The sequence below is a fragment of the Simplicispira sp. genome, from assembly GCF_028687295.1.
In the GTDB taxonomy this organism is placed as follows: domain Bacteria; phylum Pseudomonadota; class Gammaproteobacteria; order Burkholderiales; family Burkholderiaceae_C; genus Simplicispira; species Simplicispira metamorpha.
In genome coordinates, this window is record NZ_JAQUAL010000014.1 from 20,222 (window position 1) to 37,159 (window position 16,938).

The 16,938-nt window shown below is 65.8% G+C and carries 19 protein-coding genes; 7 read left to right on the forward strand and 12 right to left on the reverse strand.

From position 1 onward, the window contains the following. Positions 1-54 precede the first annotated feature (54 nt). The 8 genes from PHX69_RS03200 to PHX69_RS03235 all read right to left on the reverse strand — a co-directional run bounded on the left by PHX69_RS03200 (position 55) and on the right by PHX69_RS03235 (position 7,867). The gene (locus PHX69_RS03200) at positions 55-1,131 is read right to left on the reverse strand and encodes an NAD(P)/FAD-dependent oxidoreductase (protein WP_288042342.1); all 1,077 of its coding nucleotides are present in this window, start codon (positions 1,129-1,131) and stop codon (positions 55-57) included. Positions 1,132-1,260: 129 nt separating this feature from the next. Then, positions 1,261-1,590, reverse strand: a complete 330-nt coding sequence (gene fdxA / locus PHX69_RS03205; RefSeq protein ID WP_119013502.1) for a ferredoxin FdxA — start codon at positions 1,588-1,590, stop codon at positions 1,261-1,263. 141 nt (positions 1,591-1,731) lie between these two features. Further along, positions 1,732-3,096, reverse strand: a complete 1,365-nt coding sequence (locus PHX69_RS03210; RefSeq protein ID WP_288042343.1) for a sulfate adenylyltransferase subunit 1 — start codon at positions 3,094-3,096, stop codon at positions 1,732-1,734. 14 nt (positions 3,097-3,110) lie between these two features. Further along, the gene (cysD, locus tag PHX69_RS03215; protein ID WP_288042344.1) at positions 3,111-4,043 is read right to left on the reverse strand and encodes a sulfate adenylyltransferase subunit CysD; all 933 of its coding nucleotides are present in this window, start codon (positions 4,041-4,043) and stop codon (positions 3,111-3,113) included. Between the two features lie 54 nt (positions 4,044-4,097). After that, a complete protein-coding gene (locus tag PHX69_RS03220) occupies positions 4,098-4,862 on the reverse strand; it encodes a phosphoadenylyl-sulfate reductase (protein ID WP_288042345.1) in 765 nt (254 codons plus the stop codon). Beyond that, positions 4,859-5,248: a DUF934 domain-containing protein gene (locus tag PHX69_RS03225; protein ID WP_288042346.1), complete on the reverse strand. Its 390-nt coding sequence runs from the start codon at positions 5,246-5,248 to the stop codon at positions 4,859-4,861. Before PHX69_RS03225 ends, PHX69_RS03220 begins: the two co-directional genes overlap by 4 nt. 20 nt (positions 5,249-5,268) lie before the next feature. Beyond that, positions 5,269-7,053, reverse strand: a complete 1,785-nt coding sequence (locus PHX69_RS03230; protein WP_288042347.1) for a nitrite/sulfite reductase — start codon at positions 7,051-7,053, stop codon at positions 5,269-5,271. A gap of 10 nt (positions 7,054-7,063) precedes the next feature. After that, positions 7,064-7,867 (reverse strand): sulfite exporter TauE/SafE family protein, encoded by an 804-nt coding sequence (locus PHX69_RS03235; protein WP_119013496.1) that lies wholly within the window; start codon positions 7,865-7,867, stop codon positions 7,064-7,066. On the opposite strand from PHX69_RS03235, the gene PHX69_RS03240 reads away from it, so the two are divergent. Further along, the gene (locus tag PHX69_RS03240) at positions 7,866-8,033 is read left to right on the forward strand and encodes a hypothetical protein (protein WP_288042349.1); all 168 of its coding nucleotides are present in this window, start codon (positions 7,866-7,868) and stop codon (positions 8,031-8,033) included. The genes PHX69_RS03235 and PHX69_RS03240 overlap by 2 nt on opposite strands. 78 nt (positions 8,034-8,111) lie before the next feature. Here the strand turns inward: PHX69_RS03240 and mnmC are convergent, their stop codons facing one another. Both mnmC and PHX69_RS03250 read right to left on the reverse strand, forming a co-directional pair. Continuing rightward, positions 8,112-10,238, reverse strand: coding sequence for a bifunctional tRNA (5-methylaminomethyl-2-thiouridine)(34)-methyltransferase MnmC2/FAD-dependent 5-carboxymethylaminomethyl-2-thiouridine(34) oxidoreductase MnmC1 (gene mnmC / locus PHX69_RS03245; protein ID WP_288042350.1), 2,127 nt, complete (start codon positions 10,236-10,238; stop codon positions 8,112-8,114). 116 nt (positions 10,239-10,354) lie between these two features. Beyond that, positions 10,355-10,627, reverse strand: a complete 273-nt coding sequence (locus PHX69_RS03250) for an oxidative damage protection protein (RefSeq protein WP_119013494.1) — start codon at positions 10,625-10,627, stop codon at positions 10,355-10,357. Between the two features lie 118 nt (positions 10,628-10,745). Here PHX69_RS03250 and PHX69_RS03255 point away from each other — a divergent pair, with 118 nt between their 5' ends. The 5 genes from PHX69_RS03255 to PHX69_RS16140 all read left to right on the forward strand — a co-directional run bounded on the left by PHX69_RS03255 (position 10,746) and on the right by PHX69_RS16140 (position 13,533). Beyond that, positions 10,746-11,771, forward strand: a complete 1,026-nt coding sequence (locus tag PHX69_RS03255; protein WP_119013493.1) for a sulfate ABC transporter substrate-binding protein — start codon at positions 10,746-10,748, stop codon at positions 11,769-11,771. A gap of 38 nt (positions 11,772-11,809) precedes the next feature. Then, positions 11,810-12,400 carry an NADPH-dependent FMN reductase gene (gene ssuE, locus PHX69_RS03260; RefSeq protein ID WP_119013492.1) on the forward strand — a complete coding sequence of 197 codons (591 nt, stop codon included), beginning with the start codon at positions 11,810-11,812 and terminating at the stop codon, positions 12,398-12,400. Positions 12,401-12,455: 55 nt separating this feature from the next. Further along, positions 12,456-12,596: a hypothetical protein gene (locus PHX69_RS03265; protein WP_165887095.1), complete on the forward strand. Its 141-nt coding sequence runs from the start codon at positions 12,456-12,458 to the stop codon at positions 12,594-12,596. A 61-nt stretch (positions 12,597-12,657) separates the two neighbouring features. Next, positions 12,658-12,873: a TOBE domain-containing protein gene (locus tag PHX69_RS03270; RefSeq protein ID WP_119013539.1), complete on the forward strand. Its 216-nt coding sequence runs from the start codon at positions 12,658-12,660 to the stop codon at positions 12,871-12,873. A gap of 474 nt (positions 12,874-13,347) precedes the next feature. Continuing rightward, positions 13,348-13,533, forward strand: a complete 186-nt coding sequence (locus tag PHX69_RS16140; protein WP_353852400.1) for a DUF1016 N-terminal domain-containing protein — start codon at positions 13,348-13,350, stop codon at positions 13,531-13,533. 49 nt (positions 13,534-13,582) lie between these two features. Here the strand turns inward: PHX69_RS16140 and PHX69_RS03280 are convergent, their stop codons facing one another. Both PHX69_RS03280 and PHX69_RS03285 read right to left on the reverse strand, forming a co-directional pair. After that, a complete protein-coding gene (locus PHX69_RS03280) occupies positions 13,583-14,941 on the reverse strand; it encodes an LLM class flavin-dependent oxidoreductase (protein WP_288042352.1) in 1,359 nt (452 codons plus the stop codon). Between the two features lie 43 nt (positions 14,942-14,984). After that, positions 14,985-15,854 (reverse strand): TauD/TfdA dioxygenase family protein, encoded by an 870-nt coding sequence (locus tag PHX69_RS03285; RefSeq protein ID WP_288042353.1) that lies wholly within the window; start codon positions 15,852-15,854, stop codon positions 14,985-14,987. 236 nt (positions 15,855-16,090) lie between these two features. Here PHX69_RS03285 and PHX69_RS03290 point away from each other — a divergent pair. Beyond that, the coding region (locus PHX69_RS03290; protein ID WP_288042354.1) for an ABC transporter substrate-binding protein at positions 16,091-16,938 on the forward strand (848 nt) is incomplete at its 3' end.

Consider the following 16,938-nt stretch of genomic DNA (forward strand, 5'->3'; position numbering starts at 1 on the left):
AAAAGGCTGTAAGGCCCGCGCAGCGTGCGCAGGATGCTCCTTTTTTTGAAGGGTTCAGGGCGCTGGTGCCACGCCCAGGCGCTGTTGCAGGCGGGTGCTGCTGGTGGTGTATTCGAGGGGCACTTTGTGCTGGGCCAGGCGCTCGGCGCAGGCAAAGGCGGCCAGCGTGGCTTCGTGAAAGCCACAGACGATGAGCTTGCGCTTGCCGGGGTAGCTGGCGATGTCACCCACAGCGTAAATGCCCGGCACGCTGGTGCTGAAGGTGGCGGGCTCCACCACCAGCTGCTTGCGCTCCAGTGCCAGGCCCCAGTCGGCCAGTGGCCCCAGCCGCGCGGCCAGGCCCAGGCGCACCAGCAGCACATCCAGGGCCAGGCGCTGGCTGCTGCCATCGGGGGCCAGCAGCGCCAGGGCGCGCAGGCGGCCTGCGTCTTCTTCGATGCCGGTGGCCTGGCCCACCGCTACGGCGATGCGCCCGGCCTCGCGCAGCGCCTGCAACTGCGCCAGCACGGACGGCGGGGCGTCGAACACGTCGCGCCGGTGTTGCAGCGTGGTGCGGGCAGGGCGCAGGGCCTCGGGGGCGCTGGCGCAAGCGATGGCTTGCTGCACAGCGGCCTCGTCGCCACCGTGTACCACCACGTGCTGGCCAGCCAGCGCGGCAGCGTCGTCCAGGTGGTAGTGCACTTGCGTGCCGACAAAGGCGTCCAGTCCGGGCAGGTTCAGCGCCCGGGGCACAAAAGCGCCCACGCCCGCAGCGATAAACACCGCGCGTGCCAGCAGCTGCGTGCCCTGGCCGGTGCCGACCAGCAAGCGCCCATCGGCCTGCACGGCCACGCTGCTGACCAGATCGCCCCAATGCCATTGCGGCGCAAACGGCGCTACCTGCTGCTCCAGGCGCTGCACCAGCTCGCGCGCGCTGCACACGGGCACGGCGGGGATGTCGTAAATGGGTTTGTCCGCGTACAGCTGCGCGCACTGGCCGCCCGCGTGGGGGAGGGCATCTATCACGTGGGCGCGCAGGCCCTGCAAGCCCAGCTGGAACACCTGGAACAAGCCCACCGGCCCGGCACCAATCACCACCGCATCGGTGGCGATGGGTTCAGAGGCGGTGGGTGGGGAGTAGGAAGTGTTCACAGGCGGGGCCAGGGTGTGCCCAGAGGGAAGTGGGCCAAGGGTGGTGGGTAGGCAGCCGCAGCGCTGGGGGCGCCGGGCCAGTGGCGCAGCAGCCACCCGGCGGGGGCGCTGCGCCCCACTGCCAGCGCCTTAACGCTGCAAGTCTTTGATTTTGCCGGGCTGGCCGTTCCAGGCGTCGGCGTCGGGCAGGGCGGCCTTGCGCTTGGTGATGGCTTTCCAGCCCGAAGCGTTGGTCAGGTCGGCGTTGATCTTGATGAAGGCCAATTCGGCCGGGGGCAGGTCTTCTTCGGCAAAGATGGCATTGGCCGGGCACTCGGGCACGCAGACGGCGCAGTCGATGCACTCGTCGGGGTTGATGACCAGCATGTTCGGGCCTTCAACAAAGCAGTCCACCGGGCACACGTCCACGCAATCGGTGTATTTGCACTTGATGCAGTTTTCAGAAACGACGTGGGTCATGGGATTTCTTTTGAGAGGGTCGGTGAAAACCCGCGATTTTAGAAGCTTTCACCAGAGGGTTGGAGGGCAAGGGCCTCCCCGGTGCGGGGAGGGTGGCGGGCAGGGCATGCCGCACGAGGAGGGCCGACTGGCTGCGCCGGTCTAGTTCACCAGCACGGCGGCAGCGGTTTTGTGGCTGGCCGTGTCCACCAAAATCAGCGAACCGAGCACGCGCGCCTGGGCAAACGGCGCAGCGGGCAGCGCTTCTTGCAGCAGCAGCTCGACATGGCCGATGGCGTTGGGCTCCAGCTGCGTGGCGTCTTCTTCGGCCAGCGTATTGATGTTGAGGCGGTGTACCACGCGGCGCACCTTGGCCTTGACCCAGCGGTGGCCGTGCAGCGCCCAGTAGGTGCGCCCGGCCACCAGCGGCTCGTCGTCCATCCAGGCGATGGTGGCAGGCAGCTCTTTGCGCCCCGGCCAGGCGCTGGCGGCGGCGGGGGTGTCGAAGTCGTCTTCGGCCACGGCAGCAGCCACCGGAGCGGCCACGACCCAGTCGCCGCGCGACACGTCCACCTCGCGATCCAGCGTGATGCCAGCGCTCAGGCCCGCAGCCACGCTGCCTGCGCGGCGGGCGTGGTCAATCACCTGGGCCACCACGGCTTTTTGGCCGCTGGGGAAGATTTGCACCTCGGCGCCCACGGTGGCGCTGCCTGCGGCCACACGGCCCCAGAACACGCGCCGCCCCTGCGTGGTGACGGCAGAGTCGTGGAACTTTTCCACCCACTGCACCGGAAAGGCCAGCGGCAAATGCGCATCGGTGGGCGTGTTGGGCAGCTGCTCCAGAATTTGCAGCAGCGTCGGGCCGGTGTAGCCGCACCAGCCGCTGTGGGCATCGACCACGTTCCAGCCCTTGAGCGCCGACACTGGCACCGTGGTGTGTACGGCAATGCCCGCCTCTTGGGCAAAGCGCTCCAGCGCGGCGCTGATGTGCTTCCAGGCCAGTTCGGGGTCGGCCACGGCGTCGAGTTTGTTGACGGCAAACACCAGCGAATGCACGCGCAGCAAATGCACCAGCAGGCTGTGGCGGCGCGTTTGTGGCAACAGGGGCAGCTGCGGGTTCTGCCAGTCGAGCTTGGTGGCGTCCACCAGCACCACGGCCGCATCGGCCTGCGAGGCCGCCGTCACCATGTTGCGCGTGTACTGCTCGTGGCCGGGCGCGTCGCCAATGATGAACTTGCGGTCTTCGGTGGCGAAGTAGCGGTAGGCCACGTCGATGGTGATGCCCTGCTCGCGCTCGGCAGACAGGCCATCGGTGAGCAGCGCCAGATCGGTTTCGCCCTGGCGCTGCACGCCCGCCAGGTGGTCTTGCAGCACGGCTTTGCTATCGACCAGCAGGCGGCCAATCAGCGTGCTTTTGCCGTCGTCCACGCTGCCGCAGGTGATGAAGCGCAGCGCAGAAATGTGGTCATTTTGGCCCGCAGCGCCCGCTGGGTGTGCGCTGGTAGCTATCGAATTCGTAGTGCTCATGTTCTTCTTTCCGGTCAGAAATAGCCGTCTTTTTTGCGCTTTTCCATCGAGGCGTCGCTGGTTTTGTCGTCCATGCGCGTGGCGCCGCGCTCGCTCACGTCGGCGGCCAGGGTTTCGATGACGATGTCGGCTGCCGTGGCGGCGCTGCTCTCGACGGGGCAGGTGCAGGTGATGTCGCCCACGGTGCGAAAACGCACGTCGCGCGTGACCACCTCTTCACCCTCGCGCGGCGGTGTCAGTTCGGTCACGGACACCAGCAGGCCCTTGCGCTCGACCACCTGGCGCGGGTGCGTGTAGTACAGGCTGGGCAGGGCGATGTTCTCGCGGTCGATGTACTGCCACACGTCCAGCTCTGTCCAGTTGCTGATCGGAAAGACGCGGAAATGCTCGCCCGGTTGCAGGCGGGTGTTGAACAGCGTCCACAGCTCGGGGCGTTGGGCCTTGGGCTGCCATTGGCCAAAGCTGTCGCGGTGGCTGAAGATGCGCTCTTTGGCGCGGGCTTTTTCTTCGTCGCGGCGGGCGCCGCCAATCAGCGCGTCAAAGCGGAATTCTTCAATCGCCTCCAGCAGCGTGACCGACTGGTGCACGTTGCGCGATTCGCCCGGGTGCGCCAGCCGCACGGTGCCGCGCGCCATCGAGTCTTCGACGCTGCGCACGATGAGTTCGGCGCCCAGCTCTTGGGCACGGAAGTCGCGGAAATCGGTCACTTCCGGGAAGTTGTGGCCGGTGTCGATCATCAAGAGCGGGTAGGGGATGCGGCCTGCGCCAAAGGCTTTCTCAGCGCAGCGCAGCATCACCAGCGAATCCTTGCCGCCCGAGAACAGCAGGGTGGGGCGCTCAAAGGCGGCGGCCACTTCGCGCAGGATGAAGATGGTTTCTTCTTCCAGCGCATCGAGGTGGCGGTTGCTGAGGTGGCTCAGCGCGGAGGTGTCGATACGGGCGTTCATATTATTTCCAGTCAAATCTGGTTCTAAGGCTTATGGGGTAAGCGCTAGCAGCTATCATTTTTTGACGTGCAAGCCGCATTCCTTCGCATCCTCGCTTTCCCACCACCAGCGGCCGGCGCGGAAGTCCTCGCCCAGGCTGATGGCGCGGGTGCAGGGCGCGCAGCCGATGCTGGGGAAGAACTGGTCGTGCAGCGGGTTGTAGTCCACTTGGTTCTCGGCGATGTAGTGCCAGACGTCGCCCAGCGTCCAGTCGGCCAGCGGGTTGAACTTGGTCAGCCCCTTGGTGGCGACTTCGGCGGTGTCCACCAACGGCACCTCGGCGCGGGCGTTGGATTGCTCGCGGCGCAGGCCGGTGATCCAGCCTTGCTTGCCCGCCAGCGCGCGCGCCAGCGGCTCCATCTTGCGGATGTGGCAGCACTGTTTGCGCAGCTCGATGCTGCGGTACATGGCGTCCTGGCCGTTCTGGCGCACAAACTCAATCACGCCATCGAACGCGGGCTTGTAAACCACGATGGGCGCGCGCGAGTGCGCTTGCGTGCGCTCCAGCAGGGCCAGGGTTTCGGTGTGCAGCGCGCCGGTGTCCAGCACAAACACGGGGATGTCCAGGGCCAGCGCGTTGATGAGGTGGGTGATGACCACATCTTCCGCGCCCAGGCTGGAGGCCTGCGTGACCGCACCCGGCGCGCCCAGGGCGGCGGCCTGGCGCAGCACGGCGCGGGTTTGCTCCAGCTTGGCGGCAAAGTCGGCGCTGGCGCGGGCATGGACGGCGGTGGCTTTGGCAGCGGCGCCGCGCGCAGAAAGCAGGCTGCTGGTCATCATGGCTCCAGAGAAAAAATGGGCTTGGGCTGCACGGCGTCGGCCTGGTAAAAGCCCCGAAAGCGCTCGAACTGGCGCTGCGCGTCGGCGGCGTCCACGCCTTCTTTCAGCACCGCTGAGCTAAAACCCGTGCGCTGCATTTGCACCAGCTGGTCGATCAGCACATCGCCCGTGGCGCGGATGTCGCCCGCAAAGCCCCGGCGGCGGCGCAGCAAATAGGCCTGGCTGAAGGCGCGGCCATCGGTGAAGTTGGGAAAGTACAAATCGACGCGCACCACGCCGTCCAGCGGCAGGGCCAGGGCGTCGGCATCGTTGGCCAGGGCCACGGTGGTGGCGTCGCCCTCGGCGGGGGCGGTGTGGCTGGCAGCGGCAAGAATCTGGAAGTTCATAAAGCGATCCACAGGGGTTGTCAGGCGGCGGCAGGCACTGGCGCCGGGGTGCGCACGGCGTTGGCGGCCTGCTTGAAAGGCTCCAGGCCGACGCGGCGCACGGTGTCGATCAAGGGCTCGAAGGGCTGGCGCTGGTCGCGGTAGGTGGTGAGCACGGCCTCGATCACATCGGGCACTTCGGCGGCCGAGAACGAGGGGCCAATCACCTTGCCCGCACCCGGCGCGCCCGACAGCTTGGAGCCGTCCGAGCCGCCCAGCGTGATCTGGTACCACTCCTTGCCGTCTTTATCCACGCCCAGGATGCCGATGTGGCCGCTGTGGTGGTGGCCGCAGGAGTTGATGCAGCCGCTGATGTGCAGGTCGATTTCGCCCAGGTCATCCAGCTCGTCCAGGTCTTGGTAGCGCTGGGTGATGGCTTCGGCCAGGGGCAGGCTGCGGGCGTTGGCCAGAGCGCAGAAGTCGCCGCCGGGGCAGGCAATCATGTCGGTCAGCAGCTGCACGTTGGCACTGGCCAGGCCCAGGGCTTTGGCCTCTTGCCACAGCGCAAACAGTTGGCTGCCATGCACCCAGGGCAGCAGCACGTTCTGGTCGTGCGTCACGCGGGCCTCGCCGGCGGAGTATTTGTCCACCAGCGCGGCCAGGGCGTCGAGCTGGTCGGCGCTGGCGTCGCCCGGCGACTGGCCCACGCGCTTGAACGACAGCGTGACGGCGCGCAGCTGCGGGTTTTGGTGGGCGTGGACGTTGCGCGCCAGCCAGCGGGCAAATTCGGGGCGCTCGGTGCCCAGGGCTTCGAGCTGCGCCTCCAGCCGGGCGGGTTCCACATCGGGCAGGTCGGCCAGCACGGGCGGCACAAAGCAGGCGGCCACGCGGTCGAGTTCGGCCTGCGGAATGGTGTGCGGGCCGCCGTCCATTTCGACGATCTGGCGGAACTCTTCTTCCACGGCGTCAAAGTAGCCCTGGCCTTCGGCCTTGACCAGAATTTTGATGCGCGCTTTGTATTTGTTGTCGCGGCGGCCATGCTCGTTGTACACGCGCACGATGGCCTCGATGTAATTCATGATCTGGTTCCAGGGCAGGAACTCGCGGATCACGGTGCTGATGACGGGCGTGCGGCCCATGCCGCCGCCCACCGATACCTGAAAACCCACCTCGCCTGCCGCGTTTTTCAGCAGCTTCAGGCCCACGTCATGCCAGGCGCTGGCGGCGCGGTCTTCCGTGGCGCCGGTGATGGCGATCTTGAACTTGCGCGGCAAAAAGGCGAATTCGGGGTGCAGCGTGGTCCACTGGCGGATGATTTCGGCGTAGGGGCGCGGATCGACCACTTCATCGATGGCCACCCCGGCCAGCGCGTCGGTGGTGGTGTTGCGGATGCAGTTGCCGCTGGTCTGGATGCCGTGCATATCGACACTGGCCAGCAAATCCATCACATCAGCGGATTTGGACAGCGGAATCCAGTTGAACTGCACGTTGGTGCGGGTGGTGAAGTGGGCGCAGTTTTTGGGCAAAAAGGTGGTGCCCAGCTTGCCCTGGCCTTCCATCGCCGTTTTGAACACTTCGGTTTCGGGCTCGTCGTACTCGCGGGCGATGGTGGCCAGCACGCGCAACTGGCGGCTGGCAATCTCGCCATAGGGCACGGCCACGCGCAGCATGGGTGCGTAGCGCTGCACATACCAGCCGTTTTGCAGCCGCAGCGGACGGAAGTCGTCTTCGCTGAGCTTGCCGGTTTGCCAGCGCTGCAATTGGTCACGGAATTGGTCGGCGCGCAGGCGCACGAACTGTTGGTCAAAGTCGGTGTATTGGTACATAAGGCAAAACTCAAATCAAAACCAGTTTGGCGCCTGCCCAGGCAAGCAGCACGGAAAGCGCCGAGCGGATCAGCCGCTCCGGGGCGCGCGAGACTAAACGAGAGCCCAGCCAGATGCCCGGCAGCGAGCCCGCCAGCAGCAGCGCCAGCAGGCTCCAGTCCACCGAGCCCAGCGAGGCGTGGCCCAGGCCCGCCACCAGCGTCAGCGGCACGGCGTAGGCGATATCGGCGCCAATCACCCGGGGCAGCGGCAGCAGTGGGTACACCAGCAGCAGCACCGTGACGCCCACCGCGCCCGCGCCCACCGAGGTGAACGTGACCAGCGTGCCAATCACCGCACCCAGCAGCACCGGCAGGCTCCAGTGGCGCGGCTGCGTGGCCAGGGCGGGGTTGGCCAGGCGGGCGGCGTGGTCGATGGCGTGTTTGGCCTTGGAGAAGGCAAACACCTTGTACAGCGTGGCCGCCGCCGTCAGCAGCAGCGCCACGCCCAGGGTGGTGGTCATGATGTGCTGCGCTTGCGCGCTGGCCGGGCCGAGGTACTTCAGTAGCCACAAGGCAGCGAAAGCCGCCGGGATGCTGCCCGCGCACAACATGCCCACCACGCGCCAGGGCACCAGCCGCTGGCGCGCCAGGCTGACGGTGCCGCCCATTTTGGTGAAGGCGGCAAACAGCAGGTCGGTGCCAATGGCCATGTGCGGCTTGACGCCAAAGAAAAAGATCAGGATGGGCGTCATCAGCGAGCCCCCGCCCACGCCGGTCAAACCGACGATCAGGCCCACACAAAAGCCAGCAAATATGAACGCGAAATCAGGCATGGCGCTGAATGTAGGGGGGCTGCATATAAAAACAAACGATTGTTTTGTTCTCCCAATATGTGAATTTGGTTATTTGAAAATCGAGGATAGCCCTGAGGAGGGCTTTGTTTTGGATGCCAAAAATGCCTCCAGCGCCCGGCTGGTGGGCGCAAGCAGCTATGAATAAAGTAGCATTTTGTGGGCAGCGTTCTACCGTCGGTAGTGCATTCAAAATGCATAGCTGCTTGCGCTTGCTGTGCAAGGGCTAGAGGCCAATTTGACCCCTGTTTTTGGCGGGCGCTGCTGTGTCGCCCCGCGCTGGCTTGTCCATCCGCGCAGTATCCAGCGCCTGGGCCAGCTTGCTGTCCAGCGGTAGGGGTTCGCCGTGCAGGCGGGCGGCCAGCAGCTCGCCGCACAGCAGGGCCAGCGTCAGGCCGCGCGCGCCCATGGCGGTGCTGACCCACAGGCCGGGCAGCGCCTGCGGATCGACTGGGCCGACCAGCGGCAGGCGGTCGGGGCTGGCGCAGCGGATACCGGCCCAGTGGCGCAGGCTGGGGGGCAGGGGCGCTGCGTCTGCGGGGGCGGCGTGTGGCGCTGGCTCCTGCGCTGGTGGTTGCGCTGGCGTGGGTGTCGGCAGGGGCGTCCACGGCAAGGCGCTGCCGGGCAGCAGGGCTTGCAGTTTGCTCAGGTTGTGGTGGTGTGCGGCGGCTTGCTCCGGGGCTGCGGGCGGCCAGACACTGGCCGGGCCGCGCTCAAAGGTGGAGCCCGCAATCCATGACATATCTGCCGCAGCGGCTGCGGGCGCGGCACCGGTCTGGGCGGGCGCTGGATCGGGCCAGACAAAGGCGGGCACGGCGTTGCCATGGCCGTTGACCGGGAAGGCCGGGCCGGGCCAGGGCAGGTCGGCCTGGCGCGCGCCGGTGACTTGGCCGCGCACGATGCCCAGCGGCCAGCGGGCCAGGGCGGGGTCGGTCTGGGCCAGCAGCTGCGGGCTGCCAAAACCAGTGGCCACCACCACCAGCGGGGCGCTGGCCAGCACGCGGCCCTGGGCGTCCAGGGCTTGCCACAGGTCGGCGCTGGAGTTGGCAACGCGCACCAGCCGGGCCACGGCCTGCCCGCCGTGAAACTGCACGCCCGGCTGGGCCAGCAAGGCCTGCACCAGCCGCGCGGGCCGAATCCAGCCGCCGCGCCGGTGCCAGGTGGCGCCCACGCCCGGTGCGATGCCCAGGGCTGCACGCACCACATCGGGGGCAGCGTGGCTCCAGTCGGCGCCGGGGCCAGCATCCCAGTCGGTGGGCAGGCCGCGTTTGCCATCCACGTGGTGTTGCAGCACGCCGCTGGGTTGCCAGTCCGTGCCTTCTTGCAGGTACTGGGCGGCGGCTTGCAGCGTGGCGCGCACGCCGCTGCGCGACAGGCGCGATACCACGCTGTCATCGACCGAGACATGGGGCGCAAACACCCCCGCTGGCAGGCCCGAGGCACCGGCTGCCGGTGCGTCACCTTGGTCGAGCACCTGCACCTGCCAGCCGCGCCGTGCCAGGCTGGCAGCCACGGCAGCACCGGCCAGGCCCGCGCCAATGACGATGCAGCACGCGGGTGTGCCGGTGCCAGGTGTTGCACTGGTGCCGGGCGCAGGGGTGGCCCCGGGCGCGGCACTGGCTGTATGGGCAGCGCTGGCTGCCTGCGCCTGGCGCGGCTCCCAGCGCGGGTCGAAGGTGGCGTGCAGGTTGTCGCGCTTGGGCGGCACACCGGGCACTTTGGCCACGGTGAAGCCGCACTGCGCCAGGTCGTCGCGCACAGCGCGCGCCACCGTCCAGGTGGCCAGGCGCGTGCCGCGCCGGCAGCAGCGCGCCACGGCCTTGAGCGTGTGCAGGCTCCACACCTCGGGGTTGCGCTGGGGGCTGAAGCCATCCAGGTACACCGAATCCACCGTCCAGTCCTGCTGGCGCAAGAGCGTTTGCGCATCGCCAATGCACAGCGTCAGCAGCACCTGGCCGCCATCGAGGGCGATGCGGTGGATACCCGGCAGCAGCCCCCAGTAGTGGCGGTGCAGCTCCTGGGCCAGCGGCGCCAGGGCGGGGTGGACGCGGGTGGCCCGCAGCAGGTCGTCTGCGGCCACGGGCCAGGCTTCGAGCGAGACAAAGTGCAGCAGCCGGGGGCGCTGCGGGTCGGCGCGCCAGGCGGCCCAGGTGGTGAGGAAGTTCAGGCCAAAGCCAAAGCCGGTTTCCAGAATGCGCCACTGCGGCTGATGGGCCCAGGCCGCTGGCAGGCCGCAGCCGTGCAAAAACACCTCGCGCGCTTGGGCCAGACCGCCTTGTTCGCTGTGGTAGCGGTCGCCAAAGCGGGGGCTGTAGGGCGTGCCGTCGTCCAGCCAGTCCAGGGGTTCGGCCATAGGGGGTATTCCGAGAGTAAAGACCACGAAAAAGGCGCCGCAAAGGGCGCCCGTGAGGGGAAGAGGCGGGCAGCGCGCTCAGGCCCCGCCGTGCTGGCAGGGCGCGCGCACCGGGCTCAGGCGCTGGGCGGCACGTAGCCCTGCACGGTGTCGGCGCCGCCGCCAAAGAAGTGCTGCTCCATCTGGCGCGCCAGGTACTGGCGGGCGCGCGCATCGGCCAGGTTCAGGCGGTTCTCGTTGACCAGCATGGTCTGGTGCTTGAGCCAGGCCGCCCAGGCCTCTTTGCTGACGTTTTCCCACAGGCGTTTGCCCAGATCACCGGGATAGGGAGGGAAATCAAGGCCCTCGGCTTCTTTTCCGAGCTTGATGCATTGAACCATTCGTGCCATGGGGTGGTGTTTCTTTAGATGTTTGGGTAATTAAAAACTGAAAACTCAGTCGTTCCAGTTTTGATGGGCGGCTTTCAGAATCCATCCATCGCATTTTCAGACCCCCGGAGTTACCCCCATGAGCCTTCGCCGCCACTTTATCAAGATTCCCCTGGCCACCGCGCTGGTGGGTGGTTTGGCCCTGACCGCATTGCCGTCGTTGGCGCAACAGCCGCTGACGCTGCTCAACGTCTCGTATGACCCCACCCGCGAGCTGTACGTGGAGTTCAACCAGGCGTTTGCCAGGCACTGGAAGGCCACCAGCGGCCAGGATGTGGTCATTCAGCAGTCGCACGGCGGCTCGGGCAAGCAGGCGCGCTCGGTGATCGACGGGCTGGCCGCCGACGTGGCCACGCTGGCCCTGGCGGGCGACACCGACGCACTGCGCAACAGCGGCCAGCTCATCCCCAAAGACTGGCAAAAGCGCCTGCCGCACAACAGCTCGCCCTACACCTCCACCATCGTGCTGGTGGTGCGCAAGGGCAACCCCAAGGCCATCAAGGACTGGGACGATCTGGTCAAGCCCGGCGTCAGCGTGATCACGCCCAACCCCAAAACCTCGGGCGGCGCGCGCTGGAATTATTTGGCCGCGTGGGAGTTTGCCAAGCGCAAATACGGTGGGGATGCCAAGGCCAAAGACTTTGTGCAAAAGCTCTACGCCAACGTGCCGGTGCTCGACACCGGGGCGCGCGGCTCGTCCATCACCTTCTCGCAGCGCGGCCAGGGCGATGTGTTCATCTCCTGGGAGAACGAGGCTTACCTGCTCAAGAAAGAGTTTGGCGACAAGATCGACATCGTGGCGCCCAGCATCAGCATCCTGGCCGAGCCTGCCGTCACCGTGGTCGATAAGAACGTGGACAAAAAAGGCACCCGCACTGTGGCCGAGGCCTATCTGAAGTACCTCTACAGCGAAGAGGGCCAGGACATTGCAGGCAAGCATTTCTACCGCCCCGCCGTGTCGGAAAAAGCCCGGGCCAAGTACGCCGCCCAGTTCCCCAAGCTCAATCTGTTCACCATCGACGACGCCTTTGGCGGCTGGGAGCAGGCGGCCAAAGTCCACTTTGCCGATGGCGGCAGCTTTGACCAGATTTACGCGCGCAAGTAAAGCGCGCCGTACCCGCCTATTCACGCAAAGGTGTATCCATGTCTGCCTTGTTGATTGCCGGAAGCCCCTCGGAGCGCTCGCGCTCGGCGGCTTTGCTCGATGCCGTTGCGCTGCGCCTGAGTGCGCAGGGCGCATTGGTTGATCGCATCCATATCCGCAACCTCTCGCCCCAAGCGCTGGTGCTGGCCGATTTTGGCCACCGCAGCATCACCCAGGCCATTGAGCAAGTGGCCGCCGCGCGCGTGCTGGTGGTGGCCACGCCGGTCTACAAGGCCGCTTACAGCGGCGTGCTCAAGGTGTTTCTGGACTTGCTGCCGCAAACGGCGCTCAAGGGCAAAACCGTGCTGCCCCTGGCCACTGGCGGCAGCCCGCACCACATGCTGGCGCTGGACTACGCACTGCGCCCGGTGCTGCAATCGCTGGGTGCGCGCCACATCCTGCCCGGTATTTACGCCACCGACGCCCAGGTGGCGCTCACGCCCGAAGGCGCCTACACCCTGGACGCCGACATCGCCGCCCGCCTGGACGAAGCCACCCACACCCTGCTCACCGAAACCCTGCGCCCACCGCCCGCGCAATCGGGCCGGTTTGCGCCCGTGGCGTTTTCGCAGGTGCAGTGCAGCGTCTGAGCACCACCGCAGATTTTTTACTCCCCCCACCGCACCCACCACCCAGGAGGCTCCCATGGCTGTACCCATGCCCTTTGTCTTGCACCAACGTTTGCAGCGCGTGCTGTGCGTCACGGCCATGGCCTGGGGCCTGAGCGCGCAGGCCCGCACCCCCGTGGCGCGCGCTCCCCGGGGCGGCTTCGCGATTTCTTGCTGATTTTTTGGGTTTTTTGCGGCTTTTCGCAGACTTTTTCAACGGACTTTTCAAGGAGAAAACCATGTCCATTCAAGCCATCAACGTGCGCAACCAGTTCAAGGGCAAAGTGCGCGAAATCATTCGCGGCGATGTTGTCTCGGAAGTCGATGTGGAGACGCCCTGGGGCATCGTCACCTCGGTCATCACCACCCGCTCGGTGGACAGCCTGGGCCTGACCATCGGCTCGGACGTGGTGGCGCTGGTCAAGTCCACCGAGGTGTCTATCGCCAAGCTGTGAGGCTGGGTTTTTGAGGCCAAATCGGCCTCCAGCCCTTACAAGTTGGGCGCAAGCAGCTATTTTTTTCAGTAGCGTTTTTCAGAACCAGGCTTGGGCCTGGTTTTTTTCTGGGCGGGTGGTCAGTGGCCGCAAGCGGTAGTTGACGCTGCGTGGCGGTGCAGCAGGGTGCGCGGGCGCAAGCAGCTATGCTTTTCTTCCCTTCACCAGCCAACGAAACCGCCATGAACGCCATCGAACCACCATGCTGGATTGACCTTGACACCCCTCGCCTGGGGTATGCGTTATGAGCCTCAGCGTGGTGCCGCCCGCTGACTACGGCGACTTTTTGCACGAAGTCAAAGTGCAAATCCGCCAGCGTCAATACCAAGCCCTGCGCGCGGCCAACAAGGAGTTGTTGACTTTGTATTGGTGGATGGGGGAGGTTATTTGTCGCAAGCAAGCCGAGCAAGGCTGGGCAAAGCTGTGGTCGAAACCTTGGCCCGTGATTTGCAAGTGGAGTTTCCGGGGCGCAACGGGTTTTCTTCCCAAAACTTGTGGTTGATGCGGCAGTTTTTCAACGAATACAGCGACAAGCCAAAACTGCAACCGCTGGTTGCAGAAATCAGTTGGGCTAAAAACCTGCTCATCATGGCCCGATGTGGGCGGTTTGGCGGCGGATGAGGGGGCGTAACCGCGCCATCGGGATGGCGCGGCGGGGTGGGGCGCTGCCTTACGCTGCCTTGGCCAGCGGCACGGCGTAGCGGCTGGCTGGGCGCTCCAGGCCCAGGTTTTCGCGCAGGGTGGTGCCCTCGTAGGCGGTGCGGAACAGGCCGCGCTTTTGCAGTTCGGGCACCACCAAATCGACAAACTCGTTGAGCGACTGCGGCAGCACCGGCGGCATGACGTTGAAGCCGTCGCAGGCGCCGTTTTCAAACCATTCCTGCATCCGGTCGGCAATGGTTTGTGGCGTGCCGATCACCACCCAGTGGCCGCGCGCACCGGCCAGGTATTCGTAGAGCTGGCGCACGGTAAGTTTGTCGCGCCGGGCCAGCTCCAGCACCACGTGGGCGCGGCTGTTGATGCCCTTGGGCGGCTCGGGGATGTAGGGCGGCGGGGCGTCCAGGTTCCACTTCGTCAGGTCTTCGCCCGGCCAGAAGGGCACCAGCGTGGCCAGGCCCACGCTGGGGTGGATCAGCGCTTGCAGCTCGGCCCACTTGGCCTGGGCTTCTTCCTCGGTGCGGCCAATCACGGTGGAGATGCCGGGCAGCACCAGCAGCTGCTCGGGGCGGCGGCCATATTTGGCCAGGCGGCCTTTCACGTCCTGGTAGAACGCTTTGGCCTCGGCCAGGCTCGTCCACGCGGTGAAGATGGCTTCGGCGCTGGCGGCGGCCAGCTCTTTGCCGTCCTCGGACGAGCCCGCCTGCACGATCACCGGGTGGCCCTGCGGTGGGCGCTCGATGTTCAGCGGGCCTTTCACCTTCAGGTGCTTGCCGATGTGGTTGAGCGTGTGCAGCTTGTCGGGGTCAAAGGCCACGCCGCTGGCTTTGTCGCGCGTGAAGGCGTCGTCGTCAAAGCTGTCCCACAGGCCCTTGACCACATCGACGAATTCATGCGCTTTTTCATAGCGGGTGGCGGGGTCGGGGTGGGCCTCATAGCCAAAATTGCCATAGACATCTTCGGCGCTGGTGGTGACCACGTTCCAGGCGGCGCGGCCCTTGCTGATGTGGTCGAGCGAGGCAAATTTGCGCGCCAGCAAAAACGGGTCTTCGTAGGTGGTGGAGGCGGTGGCGACAAAGCCGATGTGCTTGGTGACGGCCGACAGCGCCGCCCACAGCGTCACGGGCTCGAAGTGCGAGACGCGGCCCTGGCGGCTGAAGGATTCTTTGTCGCCCTTGTGCCAGACGCCGGGGCTGTCGGCCACAAACACCTGGTCGAACAGGCCGCGCTCTGCTGTTTGCGCCAAGGCGATGTAGTGGTCGATATTGACCCCGGCGTCGGCCTGCGCGCCGGGGTGGCGCCAGGCGGCAATGTGGTGGCCCGTGGGCATGATGAAGGCGCCCAGGCGCAGTTGGCGTTGGGGGGTGGTCATAGGGTTTTTCTCCGGTGTGGGGTGGCTGGCGCTGCGCGGGTGCTCAGAAGGTTTGCGGCGCGGTGATGGTGATGCGGTGCAGCTTGCGGTGTGCCGGGAAGTAGTCGCCCACGGCGTAGTGCTGGGTGGAGCGGTTGTCCCACACGGCCAGCGTGCCCTCTTGCCAGCGCAGGCGGGCCTGGAATTCAGGCACCTGGGCCAGCGCAAACAGTTGGCTCAGCAGCGCATCGCTTTGTGCGCGTGGCAGGCCCTTGATGTGGCTGGTGAAGGTGCTGTTGACGTACAAAATCTTTTTCCCCGTGATGGGGTGGGTACGCACCACCGGGTGCTCCACGGGCGGGTATTTGGCGCGCGCTTCGCGCAGTTGCTCGCCGCTGGCGTCCTTGTTCAGCAGGTACTCCGTCCAGTTGCTGATTTCCCAGGTGTGTACGGCGGTGAGCGTTTCCAGGTAGGCCTGGAACGCAGGCGGCAGGCTGGCGTAGGCGGCGGTCAGGCTGCTCCAGATGGTGTCGCCGCCGTGGGGCGGAATCACCTGCGCATACAGGCTGGTGCCCAGCGGCGGCTGCTCGCGCCAGGTGATGTCGGCGTGCCAGTTGTTGGCCGCCTTGGGGCGCTGCGCCGTGCTCTCGACGATCTCGATTTCCGGGTGGCTCTCCAGCCGGGGGAAGAAGGCTTTGACCTCGGCCACGCCGCCAAACGTGCGGGTGAAGGCCACATGCTGCGCCGGCGTCAGGTGCTGGCCGCGAAAGAAGATGACTTCGTGTGCGGCCAGGGCGTGGCGCAGCTCGGCCTGCGTGGTTTCGTCCAGTGGCTGGCCCAGGTCCAGGCCGTGGATGACGGCGCCAATGGTGGGTGTGTAGGGCTCGGCCACAAAGCGGGTGTAGGGCTGGGCCAGATCGTTGAGTTGGGACATGCAAGGTGCTCCTGAAGTTGCGGGGTGTATCGACAGGAATGGACTCTAGGCAGGCCCCTGCGCCGCGCGAACGAAGCAGTTCGCATATCGATAGTTGGGCTGCGCCTTACTACTGCGGGGTGGCAGCTCATGCGCAAAACATCTTTGTCGTTGCTCATGCTTTTTTATTCTTTATTGGTTTGAAAAAACTGTTCTACATTCATTTCAGTTATTAAAAACCGCAATGGAGGTCGAGCATGAAACCCTGGAAAACCCTTTGGCTGGCGGCACTGTCGCTGTCACTGAGCGCCGTGGCGCCCGCACAAGCACAGGCGCCAGAGCCGTTGAAAGTCATCCGCATCGGCGTGGCCACGGGCGGCGTGGGCAGCAACCCGGTGCGCCACGGCGGCACCTCGACGGCGCTGGCCTACACCGATGGCGTGCTGGAAGAAGAATTCAAGAAAGACGGCGTGAAGGTCGAGTGGACGTTCTTCAAAGGCGCAGGCCCGGCGGTGAACGAGGCGCTGGTCAACCAGCAGCTGGACTTTGCCTGGCAGGGTGATTTGCCCTCCATCGTCCACCGGGCGGGCGATGTCAAAACCAAAATCATTCTGGGCAGCGGCGTGCGCACGGGCCTGTACCTGGCGGTGCAGCCCGACTCGGGCATCCAGCGCATTGAAGACTTGAAGGGCAAGCGGGTGGCGGTGTTCAAGGGCACCAACCTGCACCTGGCCGCCGCACGCGCGCTGGCCAGCAAGGGCCTGAAAGAGCGCGATCTCAAACTCATCAACCTGGATTTGCCCACCTCGCAGGCGGCCCTGGCCAGCAAAGATGTGGATGCCGTGTTTGGCTACGTCGGCCTGTTTGACCTGCGCGACAAGGGCCTGGCCAAAGTGATCTGGTCGGCCGCAGAAGACTCTTACCAATACACCCGCCAGACGGTGTTGCTGGTCACCGACGCCTTTGCCCAGCGCCACCCGCAGGCGGTGCAGCGCGTGGTCAATGCGGTGGTCAAAACCACGCACCAGTATTCCGACGAGAACCGCCGCGCCGAGCTGTTTGCCCAGTGGGGTAAAACCGAATACCCCGAGAAAGTCTGGCGCGA

Bases quoted from the DNA above. Each gene is read 5' to 3' on its own strand.
- PHX69_RS03220 (WP_288042345.1), bottom strand. From the start codon at position 4,862: ATGATGACCAGCAGCCTGCTTTCTGCGCGCGGCGCCGCTGCCAAAGCC.
- mnmC (WP_288042350.1), bottom strand. From the start codon at position 10,238: ATGGCCGAACCCCTGGACTGGCTGGACGACGGCACGCCCTACAGCCCC.
- ssuE (WP_119013492.1), top strand. From the start codon at position 11,810: ATGTCTGCCTTGTTGATTGCCGGAAGCCCCTCGGAGCGCTCGCGCTCG.
- PHX69_RS03240 (WP_288042349.1), top strand. From the start codon at position 7,866: ATGGCGCTGAATGTAGGGGGGCTGCATATAAAAACAAACGATTGTTTT.
- PHX69_RS03270 (WP_119013539.1), top strand. From the start codon at position 12,658: ATGTCCATTCAAGCCATCAACGTGCGCAACCAGTTCAAGGGCAAAGTG.
- PHX69_RS03235 (WP_119013496.1), bottom strand. From the start codon at position 7,867: ATGCCTGATTTCGCGTTCATATTTGCTGGCTTTTGTGTGGGCCTGATC.
- cysD (WP_288042344.1), bottom strand. From the start codon at position 4,043: ATGAACGCCCGTATCGACACCTCCGCGCTGAGCCACCTCAGCAACCGC.
- PHX69_RS03285 (WP_288042353.1), bottom strand. From the start codon at position 15,854: ATGTCCCAACTCAACGATCTGGCCCAGCCCTACACCCGCTTTGTGGCC.
- PHX69_RS03255 (WP_119013493.1), top strand. From the start codon at position 10,746: ATGAGCCTTCGCCGCCACTTTATCAAGATTCCCCTGGCCACCGCGCTG.
- PHX69_RS03230 (WP_288042347.1), bottom strand. From the start codon at position 7,053: ATGTACCAATACACCGACTTTGACCAACAGTTCGTGCGCCTGCGCGCC.
- PHX69_RS03265 (WP_165887095.1), top strand. From the start codon at position 12,456: ATGGCTGTACCCATGCCCTTTGTCTTGCACCAACGTTTGCAGCGCGTG.
- PHX69_RS03210 (WP_288042343.1), bottom strand. From the start codon at position 3,096: ATGAGCACTACGAATTCGATAGCTACCAGCGCACACCCAGCGGGCGCT.
- PHX69_RS03250 (WP_119013494.1), bottom strand. From the start codon at position 10,627: ATGGCACGAATGGTTCAATGCATCAAGCTCGGAAAAGAAGCCGAGGGC.
- PHX69_RS03225 (WP_288042346.1), bottom strand. From the start codon at position 5,248: ATGAACTTCCAGATTCTTGCCGCTGCCAGCCACACCGCCCCCGCCGAG.
- fdxA (WP_119013502.1), bottom strand. From the start codon at position 1,590: ATGACCCACGTCGTTTCTGAAAACTGCATCAAGTGCAAATACACCGAT.
- PHX69_RS03280 (WP_288042352.1), bottom strand. From the start codon at position 14,941: ATGACCACCCCCCAACGCCAACTGCGCCTGGGCGCCTTCATCATGCCC.